The sequence below is a fragment of the Rhizobium indigoferae genome (genome assembly GCF_034554815.1).
GTDB classification, from domain to species: Bacteria; Pseudomonadota; Alphaproteobacteria; order Rhizobiales; family Rhizobiaceae; genus Rhizobium; species Rhizobium leguminosarum.
Genome location: NZ_CP140637.1, coordinates 875,146 through 890,741, shown reverse-complemented (window position 1 = coordinate 890,741; position 15,596 = coordinate 875,146). Strand labels below are relative to the sequence as shown.

Genomic DNA, 15,596 nt, shown 5'->3' with positions numbered 1-15,596 from the left:
CGGAGGCCTCATGAGCAGGTTTTATTCAGCCGTCGATCTCATCGCCGGCATCATTGTCGCATTCGCGCGTCTTGTCATCATCGTCAGCGGCATCGCGCTGACATTGGTCACTACCGCGAACGTCGCAGTTCGATACCTATCGGCCAGCGGAGGCCTGTCGTTCGCCCAGGAGCTGCCCATGCTGATATTCCCCTGGTTCATCATTGCGGGGATCGTCTTGGCAGCCCATGCCGGTGGACACATGGCCGTCGAATGGCTGTACGACAAGCTGGCCGGCCAGTCCCGGACGATGGCCCTGATCGTAGCAAACGCGATCAGCGTCGCCGCATTTCTGGTGCTGGCATATCAGGCGACCGTGGTGGCTGAGATCGCCGGGGCCGAACACAGCCCCGTTCTACAGCTTCCCAACAGCATCGGATACTACGCGCTGTCGATTGGCGCAGTGCTCGTGTCCATCGTCACCGTCGCCGCGACCGCTCGCGTTCTCCGCCTCGGCTGGGATCACCGCCTCGAACTCAAGCCCGAGGAGGTCGCGCTGTGACTATCGTGATGATCATCTCTTTTTGCATACTTATGGTACTTGCCGTTCCCGTGGGCTATGGGCTCATCATCGCGGCAGGCCTAGGCGTGCTCTTCAACGGCTATGTCCCTCTGTCGGTGGTGGCCCAGCAGGTCTACGACCAGACCCAGTCGTTCCCGATGCTGGCGCTTCCATTCTTCATGCTGGCAGGCACCCTGATGCTTGGCGGCGAGCTCGGGCGTCAGCTCCTGGAGCTCGCCTCTCGCGCGATGCAGCGGTGGAGGGGCGGACCGCTCTCGACCACTGTCGTATCCTCGGTCGTCTTCGGCGGCGTGTCCGGCTCGGCTGTGGCGAATGCGAGTGCGCTCGGCTCGGTGCTCATCCCATGGCAGAAGAAGCAGGGCTTTCCCCCAGCGCTCTGCGCCGCCAACAACGCAACTTCGGCCGTCATCGACGTCCTCATTCCGCCCTCGATCCCAATGATCCTCTATGCCCTGATCAGCGGCGTCAGCGTCGGCGATCTGTTCATATCGGGGATCGTTCCCGGTCTGATCATGGCTGCCAGCTTCGTGTTCGTATGCTGGTTCATCTCGGTCAGACGCGGTTACCAGGCGCAGCCTGTGAAGGTACGCAAGCGGGAGCTTGCCAGACTGGCACTCCAGAGCCTCCCCGCGATCCTGCTTCCGGTCCTCATCATCGTCCTCCTGCGATTCGGTTTCGCGACGCCGACCGAAGTTTCGGTCCTGTCCGTCGTTTATTCGCTGCTCCTCAGCATCCTGTTCTACCGCGATCTCACCTGGAAGCGCTTCTGCGAGAACATGGTGGAGGCGGGCGTCGCGACAGGCGTGGTGATGCTCGTGATTATGGGCAGCGCGGCAGTCGGCTGGGTGCTGACATTCGATCAGGCCCCGCAGCACATGGCCGAATGGGTCTCGACGCACATCTCAAGCCCGATCGTTATCATTCTTATGATGAACCTGATCATGCTGGTGGTCGGCATGCCGCTCGACATGCCGCCGGCGATCCTCCTGCTCGGGCCGATCTTCGTTCCTCTGGCCGATTCCATCGGTCTCGACCGGGTACAGCTTGGCTTGATGATGGTTATCAACCTCGGCATCGGGCTCTACACGCCGCCGATCGGTACGACCCTGTTCATCTCGTCGTCCATTGCAAAGGCCCCGCTTGGGACGACGACCAGCGAGCTCTGGCCGTATTTCGGAATGGCCATGCTCCTCCTCTTCGCGGTTAGCTTCGTGCCCGCGCTGACGATCTACTGAGGAGCGTCCGATGAGCGAAACGTCAAAAAACGTCATCACCGTCCGAGGCCTCACCAAGTCTTATGGTGCGACATCGGTCCTCAAGGGCGTCGACTTCTCCGTTGCGCGGGGGGAGGTTCAGGCGCTGCTCGGCGGGAACGGCGCCGGAAAGTCGACTATGATCAGGATCATCACGGGCGCGACTTCAAAGAATGAAGGAGATATTCACTTCTTCGATAGTGAGGGCAGGGAACGGAGCGAGGCCGAGGGTAGAGCGAAGGTCGCCGTCGTGCACCAGGAACTCGCACTCCTGCCGCATTTGACGGTCGCCGAAAACATTGCCCTACCGCATCACAGGAAGGGTGCGGGTCTGTTCCGGCGCGCGGTCGCGGCGGGACAAGCATACGACGCGCTGCGGATGATCGACCAGGACTTTGCTTCCAGGTCCTTGCACAGGCTGGTGGGGAGCCTGACCCTTCACGAAGGACAGATGGTCGAAATCGCCAGGGCTCTCTCGTCGGGTGCGGAATTGATCCTTCTCGACGAGCCGACTGCCAATCTCACCGCGCTGGAGACCGAGAGGCTGTTTGCGGTTCTGAGGCGGCTGACCCGGGATACCGGTCTGTCAGTTGTCTTCGTCTCCCACCGGATGAAGGAGATCAGACAGATCGCGAACGTCTGCACGATCATCCGCGACGGCCGGACAGTGGTCGATCGCCAGGCAATGGAAGAACTGACGGACGCCGGCATCATCGAAAAAATGGGACAGGTGGCGACTTCCCACGCGCCGGAGGGGGCCGCACCGCTGCCTGAATACAGGAGGGACGTCGGCTCTGCGACGGACATAATCACCATCGAGGAGGCCGGTTTCAGGCTGGAACTGCTGCCGGGCACCGTTCTCGGTGTTGCGGGCGCACCGGCTGGACCAGCGGCACTCATCGAAGGGCTGACGGGCGCCGCCCGAAAGAAGCGGTGGACGGTGGCGCGGGCCGGATGGCCGGACCATCTTCGATCGCCCCGCATGGCCGCCCGTCTGGGGGCCGGATTCGTGACCGGCGATCGGGCACACAAGGGAGTTCTTCACAGCCTTCCGATCATCGACAACGTCCTGGCATCCCGCCGCGTGACGAGAGGCTCGCTTCTCACTGGCCGCTCAGAAGGGGCCGAATGCATCGATCTGCTGAAGGCTTTGAAAGTCAAGGCGGCTTCCGTCTGGGATCTGCCGAACACGCTGAGCGGTGGCACGCAGCAAAAACTGCTGCTTGCCCGCTGGCTGGGTGTGCCCTCCCGGCTGCTGGTTCTGGAGGAACCGACAAGAGGAGTCGATATCGGAACCAAGCGTGAGATCTATCAGCTCATCAGACAGATGGCCGCTTCGGGCACAGTAATCATCTGGTGGTCCACTGAAAATGTCGAACTGCTGGAAGTCTGCGACCGCGTCATCGCCTTCGACACCGAGGGACGGTGCGCCGGCATGCTGGAGCGGGACGACTTCAGTGAAGAGAAACTTGTCAGCTTGACTGGAATGGCCGCATGACCGGGACCCAGGTACAAATCGCGCCGACAACCGAAATTAGACAGAGGGAAAGCCTCTACAGGAGCGAGATCGCGATCGCTTTAGCCATCGTACTGCTGGCTCTTGCGGTCGGCTCGCAGGTTCCTCAGGCACTCACCTGGGGTAACTTTGCCAACATCACCCAGGCAGGCGCGCCTCTTATCATCATGTCGCTGGGCGTCCTTCTTGTCGTCATCACCGGCGGTATCGACCTCTCCGTCGGATCGGTCTTCTCCTTGACCGGCATGGTGAGCGCGCAGGCGATGGCAAATGGATTTGGCGGGATCTCGGCAAGCTTGATCGGTCTAGGCGTCGGACTTCTGTTCGGATCGATCAACGGCTTCCTCGTCACGATCGCCGGCTTGGCGCCGTTCGTCGTGACACTCATCACCTTTGCCGTTGCCGGGTCGCTCGCCTTTATCGTCACGAACGGGCGCTCAATGCCAATCGGAGATCCGGATATCTGGCTCCTCAACAGCGGCAGTCTGATACCGGGTGTCCCGAACTATATCCTCTTCTGCGTGGTCCTTCTGATCGCGATCGAGCTTTTCTTGAAGAAGATGGTGGCGGGCCGCTGGTTCTATGCTGTCGGCAGCAGTTCGACGGCGGCCTATCTGCTCGGCATTCCCGTCAAGCGCACGAAGTTCATGGCCTATGTCGCGTCTTCGCTGCTCGCATCGTTCTCCGGCCTGCTGACGATTTCCTATATTCTGAACGCGGAATCCACGGCCGGGTCCAGCCTGATGCTCCAGGCCATCGCAGCCGTCGTTATCGGCGGCGCAAGCCTGCTTGGCGGTACAGGGACCGCGATCGGCGCGGTGCTGGGAGCCCTGATGATCACGGTCATCCAGAACGGCGTCAATCTCATAGGCATCAACAGCTTCTGGCAGGGGTCGGTCACCGGCGTCGCCATTCTCATTGCGGTCCTCATCGACCGCTTCAGCAAGTCGCGGCGGGGAGCCGTTTGACATCAACCCGGCACGAGCCGGTCTTTGGAGGAGGAATGAAAATGACAAAACTAAAATGTGCAGTTGGCCTGTTTGCCGGCGTCGCAATGGCTGCCATTTCGCTTGCGGCTGCGGCGCAGGCTGAGGAGAAAAGGACGGTGGCATACCTGGCGCCGTCGCTCGACATCTCCTACTGGCAGTGGGTCGGCTACGGCGTCAAGGAAAAGGCCAAGGAACTCGGCATGGACTACGTCGAGTACACTTCGGAAAACTCGCCGGCAAAGCAGATGGATAACGCGCGTACCGCAGTGACCAAGGGCGTCAACGCCATCGTAATCGGCCCCGTCAGCTCGACGAGCACGCCGCCGCTTCTCGCATACCTGAAATCGCAGAACATCCCGATCGCGTTCGCGGGCATCGGCCCGCAGCCCGGCCAGACCAACTACACGTCGTCTGTAACGGCAAATAACTACGAGACCGGCAAGGCGCAGGGTGAGTTCGTCTGCAAGCTTGCCAAGGATCGTGGCGGCAATCAGGTGGGCATGCTCTCATTGCCGCAGGACCGCGAGAACGCCCAGAAATATCTGAAGGGTGCAGAGGAGGCGTTCAAGGCGAACGGCTGCGATCTGGCGCAGATGCTCGAGACCAGGGGGCTTACGGTCAATGAAGCGGTAACGCAGGCCAACGATATGCTCACCGCCCATCCTGACATCAAGGCCATTTACGGGATGTATGATGAGGCCGGGACGGGCGCTGCGAAAGTGCTTCAGACCCGCGGGCTGACAGGGAAGGTCGGCATCGCGGTTGCGGACGGCAGCCCGACCACGATCTCGCTGCTGAAGTCGAACGCGATCCAGGGCATCTTCTTCCAGGAAGCCGTTGGACAGGGAATCGATGGGACGCAGCAGGTCTTCAACGCGATCTCCGGTGCACCGGTCAAGAAAGACCTCGCTCTCGTCATGCCCCTCGTCACGGCAGATAAGGTCGACACGCCCGAAGCAAAGGCCGTCATCGCTCGGGTATTCCCGCCGGCCAACTAAGTAGCACGGACGTCGGCTGTTCTGGCCGGCGTCCTTTTCGGCGATCTCTTGAAGGGCAGAAGGTATGACAGACCTCGCGATCATCGATCCGCATTTTCATCTGTGGGATCTCGACAACAACTACTATCCGTGGCTGTCGGACGGCGTAAAACCGTCTGCCTTCGGCGACTACACCGCGATCAACAAGACTTATCTTATCACCGACTTTCTGGCTGATGCGAAAAGTCAGAACCTCGTAAAGGCAGTTCATCTCGACGTTGGATACGACCCGAAGGATCCGGCCGGTGAGACTCGCTGGCTGCAAGGCGTGGCAGACAAGCACGGGTTCCCTCACGGTATCGTCGGATATGCCGACTTCCGAAAGCCCGACGTCGGCGACCTCCTCGACGAGCATATGTCCTGCGCGAACTTCCGCGGCATACGGCAATCGATGAACTACCACGACGATCCGGCAAAGACATATCTGACGGAGCCTGGAGTTAGCCGGACATCGGAATGGCGCAGGGGCTTCAAGGAGCTCGCCCGCAGGGGCCTCAGCTTCGACCTACAGCTTTACTACTGGCAGATGGAAGAATTCCTGGACCTGGCCCGCGACTTTCCCGACGTACAGATCATACTGAACCATACGGGCATGCAGGTTGACGGCCCGAGCCATTTCGAGGGGTGGCGAAATGGAATGCGGGCGCTCGCCCAGGCGCCCAATGTGGCTTGCAAAATTTCAGGCTTGGGAATGGGCGATTGGAGCTGGACCGTCGAAAGCATCACGCCGTATGTCGAGGAGGCGATTGCGGCATTCGGCGTCGAGCGATGCATGTTCGCTTCGAATTTCCCGGTAGACAAGCTGTTCGGCAGCTATGACAAGGTCATGGACAGTTTCAAGTCCATCACCGCCAGATATTCTCCAGATGAACGCATTGCGTTGTTCCACGACAACGCCGCGCGGTATTATCGGGTCTAGCCGCCGAGAACGTCGGCAGTCGCCTGCACCGCATACTGATGCGCCGAAGCCGCTGTGAGGTGCGGGCAAAGCCCGCACCTTTTGCTCATCGCCTCAGTTCTTGGTGACGAAGTCCTTGACGTTGGCAGGCGTCACGAGCTGGAAGGGAATGTAGACCTTCTTGTCGATCTTTTCGCCCTTGGCGAGCTTGAGCGCTGCATCGAGCGAGCCCTTGCCCTGGCCGGCGGCATCCTGGAACACCGTGACGTCGAGATCACCCGCCTGCATGGCGGCAAGCGCGTCCTGCGTGGCGTCGACGCCGCCGACGACAACCTTGGTCATATCCTTGCCGGCTGCCTTCAGCGCCTGGATGGCGCCAATCGCCATTTCGTCGTTGTTGGAGATCACGGCGTCGAATTCGATGCCGCTGGAGAGCCAGTTGGTCATCAGGTCGGCGCCCTGGGTGCGGTCCCAGTTCGCCGTCTGCTCTTCGACGATCTCCAGACCCTTGCATTCATCCGTCTTGATGACGTCGTGGACGTCCTGGGTCCGCATGCGCGCAGCCTGGTTGGAGAGCTCGCCCATGATCACGACGGCCTTGCCCTTGCCGCCGAGAATGCGGCAGATTTCCTTGGTTTCCAGCGTGCCGGATTCCTGCTCGTTGGAAGCGACGAAGGCCTGCTTGTCCGGCAGCGTGTCGACGTTGACCGGCTGACGGTTGACGTAAACCAGCGGAATGCCGGCATCGGCCGCGAGCTTCGACATTGCCGTGGTCGCATCGGTATCGACAGGGTTGACGATGATTGCATCGACCTTGGAGGCGATGAAATTCTGGATCTGGCTCTGCTGCTTGGAAACGTCGTTCTGTGCGTCTTCAACCTGCAGCGTCACACCGCTGAGTGTCTTTGCATAATCGGTCATGCCGTTGCGCAGAACCGTCAGGAAATTGTCGTCGAATTTCGCCATCGAGACGCCGACAGTTTCTGCGTGAGCCGCCGTCGACATGACGAGCGCCATCGCAGTGCCCAGGATAAACTTTTTCATTTTACTTCCTCCACAAAGCGGTGCCCGGCTGCACCCTCCTCACGCCGGAACTCCAGGCATTTGCTCTGAAGCCTATTCTATCTCGCGATCGATCTCGTTACTCACCGCTCTCACACACAGCTTCAAAGCGCCGGCGCGGCCGCCAACCGCCCATAAGAGCCGGACTCGTGTGGCTCAGCGCTTCAGTTGAGCCTTTTGTTTCACCGCGCTGGCCGAATCCTTCAAGTGAGCGCAAAGCGCGTGGATGGCATTCGCTATCTCCTCATGAGTTCCGTTTTTCCGGTGGAGCGAAATTGACCGCTTCACGAATCTCTACGCGAAATTCCGCAGCAATCCATCATTCTGGCAAGGAGCTCACTTGCATTCTTGAAAGAATGTTGAGGGAAATGAGGGAATCCCATCATCCCCAGATGTTTTCGGGATGACGATATCGAAGGGCACGAGCTGGCCGATCTCGGTTGAGAAAGTGATCGTTATTCCAGGTGCCCCCGACGAAATCCGGAACCCGGCAAGAAGCCAGCGCATCCCGAAAATTGGCGGGATTGCAAGCCTCAGAACACTGGAAATCGCTTGCGCCCTAGCCTCCAGCCAGGTCACCCAGATCTGCACTAATTGTCGAAATACCTTTGGGGTGACGTTCGTCCTTTTCGCTCAGTGAAACGCCCTTGTTGTTGCAAGGTGCAGCGGTGCTCCAAACTGCACTTCAAGGGTTGCTCCGCGTCGTCCGTCGGCGCGCGCGCGCTCCAACGGAAACGCTGAATGTCATTGGCATCTGTGACTGGGCCTGGCGTCGCAGCTGCCGCTACGGCAGCATAGTCTGTGATTTATAGAGGCGGAGCATCGTGGGGTTGTTGCCCGACCGCGAGATGGCAACGGCGGAAGCGTGGCTTGCCGTTCATCCAGGCATCACGGCCGTGTCGCACCGTTTCAGAACGCGTTCTGCGATAGCGAATGGCGTTGACGCTTCATTTGCAGATTGACCCGTTCAAGTTAGCAGAAGACGCCCACAGCTTCGCCCACTGAACTGGCAGGTCCTTGGGCTCAGAGCACCGAAACAACAGCCTTGGCGAGGTCGTCGAGCCGGTCTTCCCTGAGGCCCGCGACATTGAAGCGGGAATCACCAACCATATAGATGCCGAATTCATCTCGCAGGCGGTCGACCTGCGCTTCGGTCAGGCCGAGCCGCGAGAACATACCCCGATGGTCGGCAATAAAGTCGAAGCGCGAGGTGTTGGACTGGCGACGGAGCGCTTCGGCAAAGCCCTTTCGCAGGTTGAGCATACGAAGCCGCATAGCTTCTAGTTCGGACTTCCAGTCAGCGCGCAGTGTATCGTCCTCGAGGATAAGGCGGACGGCGGCGGCGGCATGGTCCGGCGGCATGGAATACAGCACGCGAGTGGTGGCGAGCGCCTGACTGCCAGCGATCTTTACACTTTCTGCGTCCCTGCCCATCAGGATGACGGCGCCGACGCGGTCGCGGTAGACCGAAAAGTTCTTCGAGCAGGAGGTGGCGACAGCCATTTCCGGCACCTTGCTTGCGAGCAGGCGAACGGCGGCGGCATCTGCCTCCAAACCGTCGCCAAAGCCTTGATAGGCAAGATCGATAAAGGGAAAAAGGTCGCGTTCGACGAGAAGATCCGCCACCAGACCCCATTGCTCGATCGTCAGATTGGCGCCGGTCGGGTTGTGGCAGCAGCCATGCACCAGAATGATGTCGCCGGCCTTTGCCTGCTTCAATCCCTTGAGCATGGCCTCGGCCTTCACCGTGCCGCTGGCGGGATCGAAATAGGGATAGGTCGCGATATTGAGGCCTGCAGCCTTCAGGATCGGTACATGATTCACCCAGGTCGGGTCGGAGAGCCAGACGGTGGCGTCCGGCCGGGCCTTTACCAATAGGTCGGCGATCGTGCGGAGTGCGCCCGAGCCGCCCGCTGTCTGGCAGGCGAACATGCGCGAGAGATCGGCCTTCTCGCCAAAGACCAGCTTCAGCATGGCCTTGTTGAAACCCTCATCGCCTGCCATGCCGACATAGGTCTTGCTCGTCTGGCTTTCATAGAGGCGCTTCTCAGCGTCACGCACGGCCCGCATGATGACGGTCGCACCCTGCGAATCCTTGTAGACGCCGACGCCGAGATCCATTTTCGTCGGCCGTGCGTCATTTCTGTACAGAGCCGAGAGGCTGAGGATCTTGTCTGGCGGCGCGGCAGTGAGGGTTTCGAACACGGCTTTTCCTTTGAATTAAGGTCGAATGCGGAGACGCTGCCCCGCGTCGGCTGAATCAATGCTCGAACTCGCTTTGCGACCCGGAGCGTATTGCGGCAAGAACCTGCTTTTGAAGAGCAACGAATTCCGACGTTGCAATCATGTCCTGGTTTCGTGGACGGGAAAGCCCGACGTGGAAAGTCGCGTTGATGCGTCCCGGATTGATGCTCATCGCCACAATTCGGTCGGACAGATAGACGGCTTCTTCGACATCGTGCGTGACGAACAGGACGGTCAGCCGATGCTCTTCCCAGATTTGGGTCAGCAGTTCCTGCATCTGGTGTCGGGTCAGAGCGTCGAGCGCGCCGAACGGCTCATCCATCAATAGCATTTTCGGTCGATAGGACAGGGCACGGGCAATGGCGACGCGCTGCTTCATGCCACCCGACAGTTGCGACGGAAATGCATCGGCGAACTTGGTGAGCTTCACCAGTTCAATGTGGTGGCGGGCGACATCCCGGCACTCGGCAGTCGGCAACCCGGCCGCCTGCAGGGCGAATTCAACATTCTGCTGCGCGGTCAGCCACGGCAACAGCGTGTAGGATTGGAAGACAACGCCGCGATCGAGCCCGGGACCGACGATCGGCGCTCCATCCGTCAGAAGAAGGCCATTGTCGAAGCCCTGAAGTCCGGCGACGATCGACAGCAGCGTACTCTTGCCGCAGCCGGAAGCACCGACCAAGGAGACGAATTCGTTGTCGGCGAGTTCCAGGTCGATACCGCTGAGGGCGTGGACGGGGCTCTTCCTGCCACCATACCATTTGTTCAGACCCTCGATCTTTAGTTTGGGTTCGCTCATCTCAATGCCTTGCAGCGTAACGGAAGAAGATGCGCTCCAGGGCCTTCATGCTTTGGTCTGTGATCAGACCGAGCAAGCCAAGGAGCAGGATGTAACCAATGATCGTCTGCGTCTGGAAATATCGCTGAGAGACGACGATCCGATAGCCGAGGCCGGACGTCGCCGCCACAAGTTCTGCCAGCACAAGCCAGGTCCAGGCCCAGCCGAGGCTGATGCGCAGCGTGTCCCAGATGCCGGGGAGGGCAGACGGCAGGACGATGCGGCGCAGGATCCTGGTTTCTGACATTCCGAGCGTACGGCCCAGTCCGACGAAGTCGGTCGGCACACGCTTGACGCTGTCCATGACCATCAGTACCTGCTGGAAGAAGGTTCCGATAAAGATGATGACGAACTTCTGGATATCGCTTGTTCCTGCCCACAGTATGGTCAGCGGAACGAAGGCGACAACCGGCATGTAACGAACGAAGTCGACAAAGGGCTCAATAGCCGCTTCCCACGTCTTGAAACAGCCGATCATGATCCCGATCGGGATCGCCAGGGCCGATGCAATAAGAAATCCGACGAGCATGCGATAGATGCTGATCCCGGCATCCGTCCACAGCGTGCCATCGACCGCCAGTTCCATCATCTTGGCCCACACCGCTCCGGGCGAGGGCAGAAAAATCGGTTTCACCCAGCCGGTGATGGTAGCAACCCACCACACGGCAAACAGCAGCGCAAAGACGGCAACGGCAATCAGAAAAAACGACCGGCCGCTGATCGGATCCCCGATCCGAAAGGCACCAGGTGGTCTACCGACGCCCGCGCGCGATGGCGCGCGGGACCTTTCTTTCGTTGTGGACGACAATTCTGAGCTAGACATTACGGTCCCGTTGGTGGCCAGAGGTCACTTGTTCGCTGCATCGACAAACGATGTGTCGATCATGCTGTCGGCGGAAACGTCCTGGGTCACGAGGCCGGCTGTTTTGGCCGCCTTCAGAACGTCGGCGAAGGTCTTGGTCTTGAAGTCACCGGCAAAGGCCTTGGCTGCTTCGGCAGAGCTGTAGTATTGGACACCGTCGAAAGCCGTTTTCAGATCATCCGGGGAGGCGCCTACGGCCTTCGAGATGATGGTGCGGTCCTCCTCGGTATTGGCCTTGTAGTCGGCCAGAGCCATATCCCAGGCCTTGATCATGGCCAGAATCTGCCCAGGCTTCTGCTTCAGCACCTCCTCCCGAACGACGAGAACGTCGGAGACTAGGCCCGGATCCTTGCCGGCTTCAAAAAGCAGCTTGATATTCTTGTCCTGGGCCAGCGCCGTTGAAATGTAGGGCTCGTAGGTAACCGCGACGGGAACACGGCCTGCAATCAGTGCCGTTCCAGCATCAGCTGCCGGCATCGGCACGCGGACGATATCGTCGATCGTCATGCCGTTGCTGGCAAGCGCGTAGTTCAGCAGGATGTCGCTTGTCGTGCCTTCCTCGAAGGCGATGTTCTTACCCTTGAGGTCAGCGACGCTCTTGATGTCGCTTCCGGCCAGGATCGCGTCCGCCTTCAGGCTGAAATCAAGAAGCGAGACGATCTTCACCGGCAGGCCGGCGGCAACCATGGCCATGGCCGTGTGCGTGGCGATATTGGCAGCGTCGAGCTGACCGCTGGCAAGTGCCGCGTTGATGTCCTTGTCTTCGCTGAAGTTGACAAGCTCGACATCCTCAAGGCCTGCTTTCTTGAACAAGTCCTTGCTGGCGGCGACGTGCCATTGACCGTAACCGAGCCAGGGCTCGATGCCGATCTTGAAGGTACCCGGCTCCGGTTTGGACGGGATTTGATCCTGGGCGTTAGCCTGCGCACTGGCAAGAATGCCGACGATCCCGAGCGCGATCGCTGCGCGGGAAAACTGCTTGCTGATGGATTTGTAGTTCATTGGGAACCCCTCTTTTGATGATTTTAACGGATCACAAAGCTTGCATCTTCTTAGGTTTGACGCCCGACCATCAAGCTCTTGGTGGCGGACATTGCGTACTTGTCTCCTTTCGCCGGCGTTAGCGGTTACTGTTTGAGTATGAGGTGCGAGCCACGTTCCTTTAAGTCGGCGATGGAGCTCACGCCCATCAAAGCCAAGGTAATCGAGATCTCCCGGCGTAATGTCTGGATCGCACGGTCGACGCCGGCCTGGCCTTTAGCTGCGAGACCGTAGGTATAGGCCCGACCCAACATGACACCATCGGCGCCCATTCCAAGTGCCTTGACAATATCGCTTCCCCTTCGCACGCCCCCGTCGAGCATCAGCGTGAAATCCGGTCCGACTGCGGCCCGGATGTCGGGAAGCGCTGCAATCGTGCTCATGGCGCCATCGAGTTGGCGACCGCCATGGTTCGAGATCACAATGCCGTCGACGCCGATCGCCTGCGCCTTTTTGGCATCCTCAGGTGAAAGGATGCCCTTAATAATCAGTTTGCCTTTCCACCGGTCGCGCAATGCCTCGATGTCCTTCCATGCGAGCCTTTTGTCGATGCGCCTGGAAAGATTGGCGGCCTGTTCGAGCGCTCCCCTCCCGAAGTCCGTGCGATGCTCGACCGCCCGAACGGAGGGAATGCCGCCGCGACCGACATCGAACAACCAGCCGGGCTTCCGGCATAGACTGGCGAACAGTCGAGGTGTGACACGCGTAAGAGATCGGAAGCCGTTGCGCACATCACGTTCGCGGATGGCGGTGATGGCCGTATCGACGGTCACGTACAGCGCCTCGACACCGGCCTGTTCCGCAGCGCTCAGAAACTCCTCGCAAAGCGCGCGGTCGTCGAGCACGTAAAGCTGAAAATGTAGCACACCGTCTGTCGCCTGCCGGAGGTCTGCCAGCGACGCGATCGAGAAGGTCGAAAGACAGAAGGGGATGCCGGCAGCGTGAGCGGCACAGGCTGCCTTTTGTTCTCCGTTTCTCGTGTAAAGGCCAAGAAAGCCGACCGGCCCCAGCATGAATGGAAGAGGATTGCGTTGCCCGAGGTATTCGGTCGCCAGATCAGGCTCGGCATAGTTGCAGAGAACGTTCTGACGCAGTTGCAAAAGCGAGAAATCGTCCCTGTTTCGACGATAGGTTTCCTCCGCAAAGGAGCCGCCGTCGATGTAGTCAAAGAAGAGCTTCGGCAATCGCTTGCGAGCGGCCAGCCGGAGGTCATCGATATTGACGATCGTCACGATTTACCCCTCCGGATCTATCGTTGCGAGGAAGCGGGTTATCAGGTCCTCGCCCTCATCAGGATCCGAGCCGACCATCATGGCCACAGAAAGCCCGATCAGGGAGGATGTCGGATTGTGGCTTGTCGCACCTGCACGCAGGTTCATGACAAGCGTCGGGCATAGGAAAAGCCCGAGCCGGACAACTTTTCGCCAGTCTTGAGGAAGCATATCGCGCTGTTTGAGGGCGGCAAGCAATGGCTTCCACATTGCTTCGGCCTTCGTTTCCAAAAGCGCCTTGCGAACCGGGGTCAGCTTCCAATCGAAATCCGCAAAGAGACGGCCGTTCTCGTAGTTGGCTGTGGCCTTGAATGTCTGTTCGGCAAGAGCCGGATCGTAGAGCCAGTAGGGATGGGCGAGGATATTGTGGAAGGTCGTCTTCACCTCCGCCAGAAGCGTCGGGATGTGCTCGCCAGCAAAGGCTGGGTCAAAGAAGGACAGGCTCGCGCGCCCTTCGCGCCGTTCGAACCAGACATTGGCGTTATGAGCGTCGCCGTGTGCCGTCACCCCGCCACTGTCGGCCAGACGGACAGGGTTCAGTCTTTCATGCGCGGCGTCGAAAAGTTGGCCGAGAGTTTCGCGATACTCGATGCCATTGATGACAAAGCAGGCTTTCGAGAGCGAATCCCAGGAAAGCGTGACGCCTGGAAAGTCAAATGTCTTGCCGACATAAAAACTCTCCAGCCGCCCGCCAGGGTAGGTCCCTTTCGGGGCTGTCACCAGTCGATCGCGGAACAGGCGATGAACCGGCTCCTTCATGACCGCATCTGGAGTGACAGGATGCAACGTCCTCAGGTAGACCGATAGGACGATCTCATTGAGCCGGCGCTCCGCATCCACGGCCTGGCGTGCCATTTGCTCATCATGAAGCCCGTCGAGGGTACGCAGAGCATCGGAAAAGCGCGGATCGGTCCTGCGCCTGTAGACGAGGATCTGTTCGCCTGGAAGGGTCGACATCATCAGCGGCTGATCTACCGGCAGGCCGGCCTTGGCAAGAATATCGGCGCGATAGTACTCACCGCTCATCTCCTGCTCGTTTTCCTCCTGATGGAATTTGAAGAAGTAGGGCTTTCCGTCGGCCTCGAAGAAGCCATTCAGTGAATTGAGGCTGTATTGGTCGTGGTTGATCGCCAGATCGCGTGCGTCGACCCCAAACAGATCTCGCAACAGGTCGGCAAGAAGAGCTTCGGCGCTGCCGTCGCCCCTCTTGGCTTTTTCCCGTATGGCTGCCGTCCGACTGTTGGGCTGCCCCATGCTCTCTCACTCCTGGAATGACGCGAAGGTTTTCACTTTTTGGGCGGTAAGTATCTGCTGCCAAGCGAATAGCGGCTGCCGACATAGGTGAAGGTATTGACCGTTGCGATCGCCTGCCCCGTCCACGTTTTTCGGTTGAGGACCAGGCAGCTATCGCGCTCACGAATGTGCAGGAGGCGTGCATGTCTCTCCGTCGCCGGAATGGCGCTGATGAGATGCTCGACTTCGGTTAGGGGTGTGCTGTGCTGAAGGTAATCGTAGGTGCCGATGGACGTAAAATCCTGATCGAGATAGTTCTTTACCAGCTCTGTATTGACGTAGCGCTCCTCCAGCTGAACAGGGACGCCATTCTCGTAGTGAACGACCATCGAGTGATCGACGGGGCAAAGCTTTCTGAACTCGAACGCGTCCAATAGCATTTGATCCGGCCGCTCGATCCGCTCGAGCAGGATCACCTCCGCGCGGTGTTGGCTTCCACGCGCCTTGATCTCGCTGATGATGTTGCTGATCTCGATGAGTGTCGACTGTGCTTTGGGAGGCGAGACGAACGTCCCGACCCCCTGGACCCTGCGCAGATAGCCTTCGGCGGTCAGTTCACGAAGCGCGCGATGGACCGTCATGCGAGAAACGCCGAGCGAAGACGTCAACTCGTGCTCGGACGGAAGCTTCTCGTTCTGTGGCCAGTTGCCATTCCCGATATTGTCGAGGACGAAGTCCTTGACCTTTTCGTAGAGCGGCAGCGCGGTGTTTGAAAGGCCGGGCAATTTCT

At 59.4% G+C, this 15,596-nt stretch carries 14 protein-coding genes and 1 pseudogene; 7 read left to right on the top strand and 8 right to left on the bottom strand.

Features of this window, described 5'->3' with window-relative positions; translation table 11 throughout:
- Positions 1-10: 10 nt before the first annotated feature.
- From U5G49_RS30640 to U5G49_RS30615, 6 genes are all read left to right on the top strand, one after another.
- Positions 11-541 carry a TRAP transporter small permease gene (locus U5G49_RS30640; protein WP_193445309.1) on the top strand — a complete coding sequence of 177 codons (531 nt, stop codon included), beginning with the start codon at positions 11-13 and terminating at the stop codon, positions 539-541.
- Positions 538-1,797, top strand: a complete 1,260-nt coding sequence (locus U5G49_RS30635) for a TRAP transporter large permease subunit (protein ID WP_193445308.1) — start codon at positions 538-540, stop codon at positions 1,795-1,797. Before U5G49_RS30640 ends, U5G49_RS30635 begins: the two co-directional genes overlap by 4 nt.
- 10 nt (positions 1,798-1,807) lie before the next feature.
- Positions 1,808-3,313: a sugar ABC transporter ATP-binding protein gene (locus U5G49_RS30630; RefSeq protein WP_193445307.1), complete on the top strand. Its 1,506-nt coding sequence runs from the start codon at positions 1,808-1,810 to the stop codon at positions 3,311-3,313.
- A complete protein-coding gene (locus U5G49_RS30625) occupies positions 3,310-4,299 on the top strand; it encodes an ABC transporter permease (protein WP_193445306.1) in 990 nt (329 codons plus the stop codon). Before U5G49_RS30630 ends, U5G49_RS30625 begins: the two co-directional genes overlap by 4 nt.
- 41 nt (positions 4,300-4,340) lie before the next feature.
- Positions 4,341-5,318 carry a substrate-binding domain-containing protein gene (locus U5G49_RS30620; protein ID WP_193445305.1) on the top strand — a complete coding sequence of 326 codons (978 nt, stop codon included), beginning with the start codon at positions 4,341-4,343 and terminating at the stop codon, positions 5,316-5,318.
- 64 nt (positions 5,319-5,382) lie between these two features.
- Positions 5,383-6,276 carry an amidohydrolase family protein gene (locus tag U5G49_RS30615; RefSeq protein WP_193445304.1) on the top strand — a complete coding sequence of 298 codons (894 nt, stop codon included), beginning with the start codon at positions 5,383-5,385 and terminating at the stop codon, positions 6,274-6,276.
- 93 nt (positions 6,277-6,369) lie between these two features.
- Here the strand turns inward: U5G49_RS30615 and U5G49_RS30610 are convergent, their stop codons facing one another.
- Positions 6,370-7,299 (bottom strand): sugar ABC transporter substrate-binding protein, encoded by a 930-nt coding sequence (locus tag U5G49_RS30610; protein ID WP_018244093.1) that lies wholly within the window; start codon positions 7,297-7,299, stop codon positions 6,370-6,372.
- Positions 7,300-8,009: 710 nt separating this feature from the next.
- Between U5G49_RS30610 and U5G49_RS37340 the strand changes: the two are divergent.
- Positions 8,010-8,219 (top strand): annotated as a pseudogene (locus U5G49_RS37340) (ISL3 family transposase); the annotation flags it as partial.
- 121 nt (positions 8,220-8,340) lie between these two features.
- Here U5G49_RS37340 and U5G49_RS30600 read toward each other — a convergent pair.
- From U5G49_RS30600 to hutC, 7 genes are all read right to left on the bottom strand, one after another.
- Complete coding sequence (locus U5G49_RS30600) at positions 8,341-9,522, bottom strand: amino acid aminotransferase (RefSeq protein WP_018245236.1); 1,182 nt, start codon at positions 9,520-9,522, stop codon at positions 8,341-8,343.
- A gap of 55 nt (positions 9,523-9,577) precedes the next feature.
- Complete coding sequence (locus tag U5G49_RS30595; protein ID WP_018245235.1) at positions 9,578-10,360, bottom strand: ABC transporter ATP-binding protein; 783 nt, start codon at positions 10,358-10,360, stop codon at positions 9,578-9,580.
- 1 nt (position 10,361) lies between these two features.
- Entirely contained in the window at positions 10,362-11,222 is an 861-nt protein-coding gene (locus tag U5G49_RS30590) for an ABC transporter permease (protein WP_026188656.1), read from the bottom strand.
- Between the two features lie 24 nt (positions 11,223-11,246).
- Positions 11,247-12,263, bottom strand: coding sequence for an ABC transporter substrate-binding protein (locus tag U5G49_RS30585; RefSeq protein ID WP_193445303.1), 1,017 nt, complete (start codon positions 12,261-12,263; stop codon positions 11,247-11,249).
- A gap of 125 nt (positions 12,264-12,388) precedes the next feature.
- Positions 12,389-13,534, bottom strand: a complete 1,146-nt coding sequence (locus U5G49_RS30580; RefSeq protein WP_193445302.1) for an alpha-hydroxy acid oxidase — start codon at positions 13,532-13,534, stop codon at positions 12,389-12,391.
- Between the two features lie 3 nt (positions 13,535-13,537).
- Positions 13,538-14,827 (bottom strand): hypothetical protein, encoded by a 1,290-nt coding sequence (locus tag U5G49_RS30575; protein WP_193445301.1) that lies wholly within the window; start codon positions 14,825-14,827, stop codon positions 13,538-13,540.
- A 32-nt stretch (positions 14,828-14,859) separates the two neighbouring features.
- On the bottom strand, positions 14,860-15,591 hold the full coding sequence (gene hutC / locus U5G49_RS30570; protein ID WP_018245230.1) for a histidine utilization repressor: 732 nt from the start codon (positions 15,589-15,591) through the stop codon (positions 14,860-14,862).
- Between the last annotated feature and the right edge of the window lie 5 nt (positions 15,592-15,596).

What these genes read in the sequence shown, in the direction of transcription:
- U5G49_RS30630 (WP_193445307.1), top strand. Translation starts at nt 1,808, where the DNA reads ATGAGCGAAACGTCAAAAAACGTCATCACCGTCCGAGGCCTCACCAAG.
- U5G49_RS30585 (WP_193445303.1), bottom strand. Translation starts at nt 12,263, where the DNA reads ATGAACTACAAATCCATCAGCAAGCAGTTTTCCCGCGCAGCGATCGCG.
- U5G49_RS30575 (WP_193445301.1), bottom strand. Translation starts at nt 14,827, where the DNA reads ATGGGGCAGCCCAACAGTCGGACGGCAGCCATACGGGAAAAAGCCAAG.
- U5G49_RS30640 (WP_193445309.1), top strand. Translation starts at nt 11, where the DNA reads ATGAGCAGGTTTTATTCAGCCGTCGATCTCATCGCCGGCATCATTGTC.
- U5G49_RS30615 (WP_193445304.1), top strand. Translation starts at nt 5,383, where the DNA reads ATGACAGACCTCGCGATCATCGATCCGCATTTTCATCTGTGGGATCTC.
- U5G49_RS30590 (WP_026188656.1), bottom strand. Translation starts at nt 11,222, where the DNA reads ATGTCTAGCTCAGAATTGTCGTCCACAACGAAAGAAAGGTCCCGCGCG.
- U5G49_RS30595 (WP_018245235.1), bottom strand. Translation starts at nt 10,360, where the DNA reads ATGAGCGAACCCAAACTAAAGATCGAGGGTCTGAACAAATGGTATGGT.
- U5G49_RS30620 (WP_193445305.1), top strand. Translation starts at nt 4,341, where the DNA reads ATGACAAAACTAAAATGTGCAGTTGGCCTGTTTGCCGGCGTCGCAATG.
- U5G49_RS30625 (WP_193445306.1), top strand. Translation starts at nt 3,310, where the DNA reads ATGACCGGGACCCAGGTACAAATCGCGCCGACAACCGAAATTAGACAG.
- U5G49_RS30610 (WP_018244093.1), bottom strand. Translation starts at nt 7,299, where the DNA reads ATGAAAAAGTTTATCCTGGGCACTGCGATGGCGCTCGTCATGTCGACG.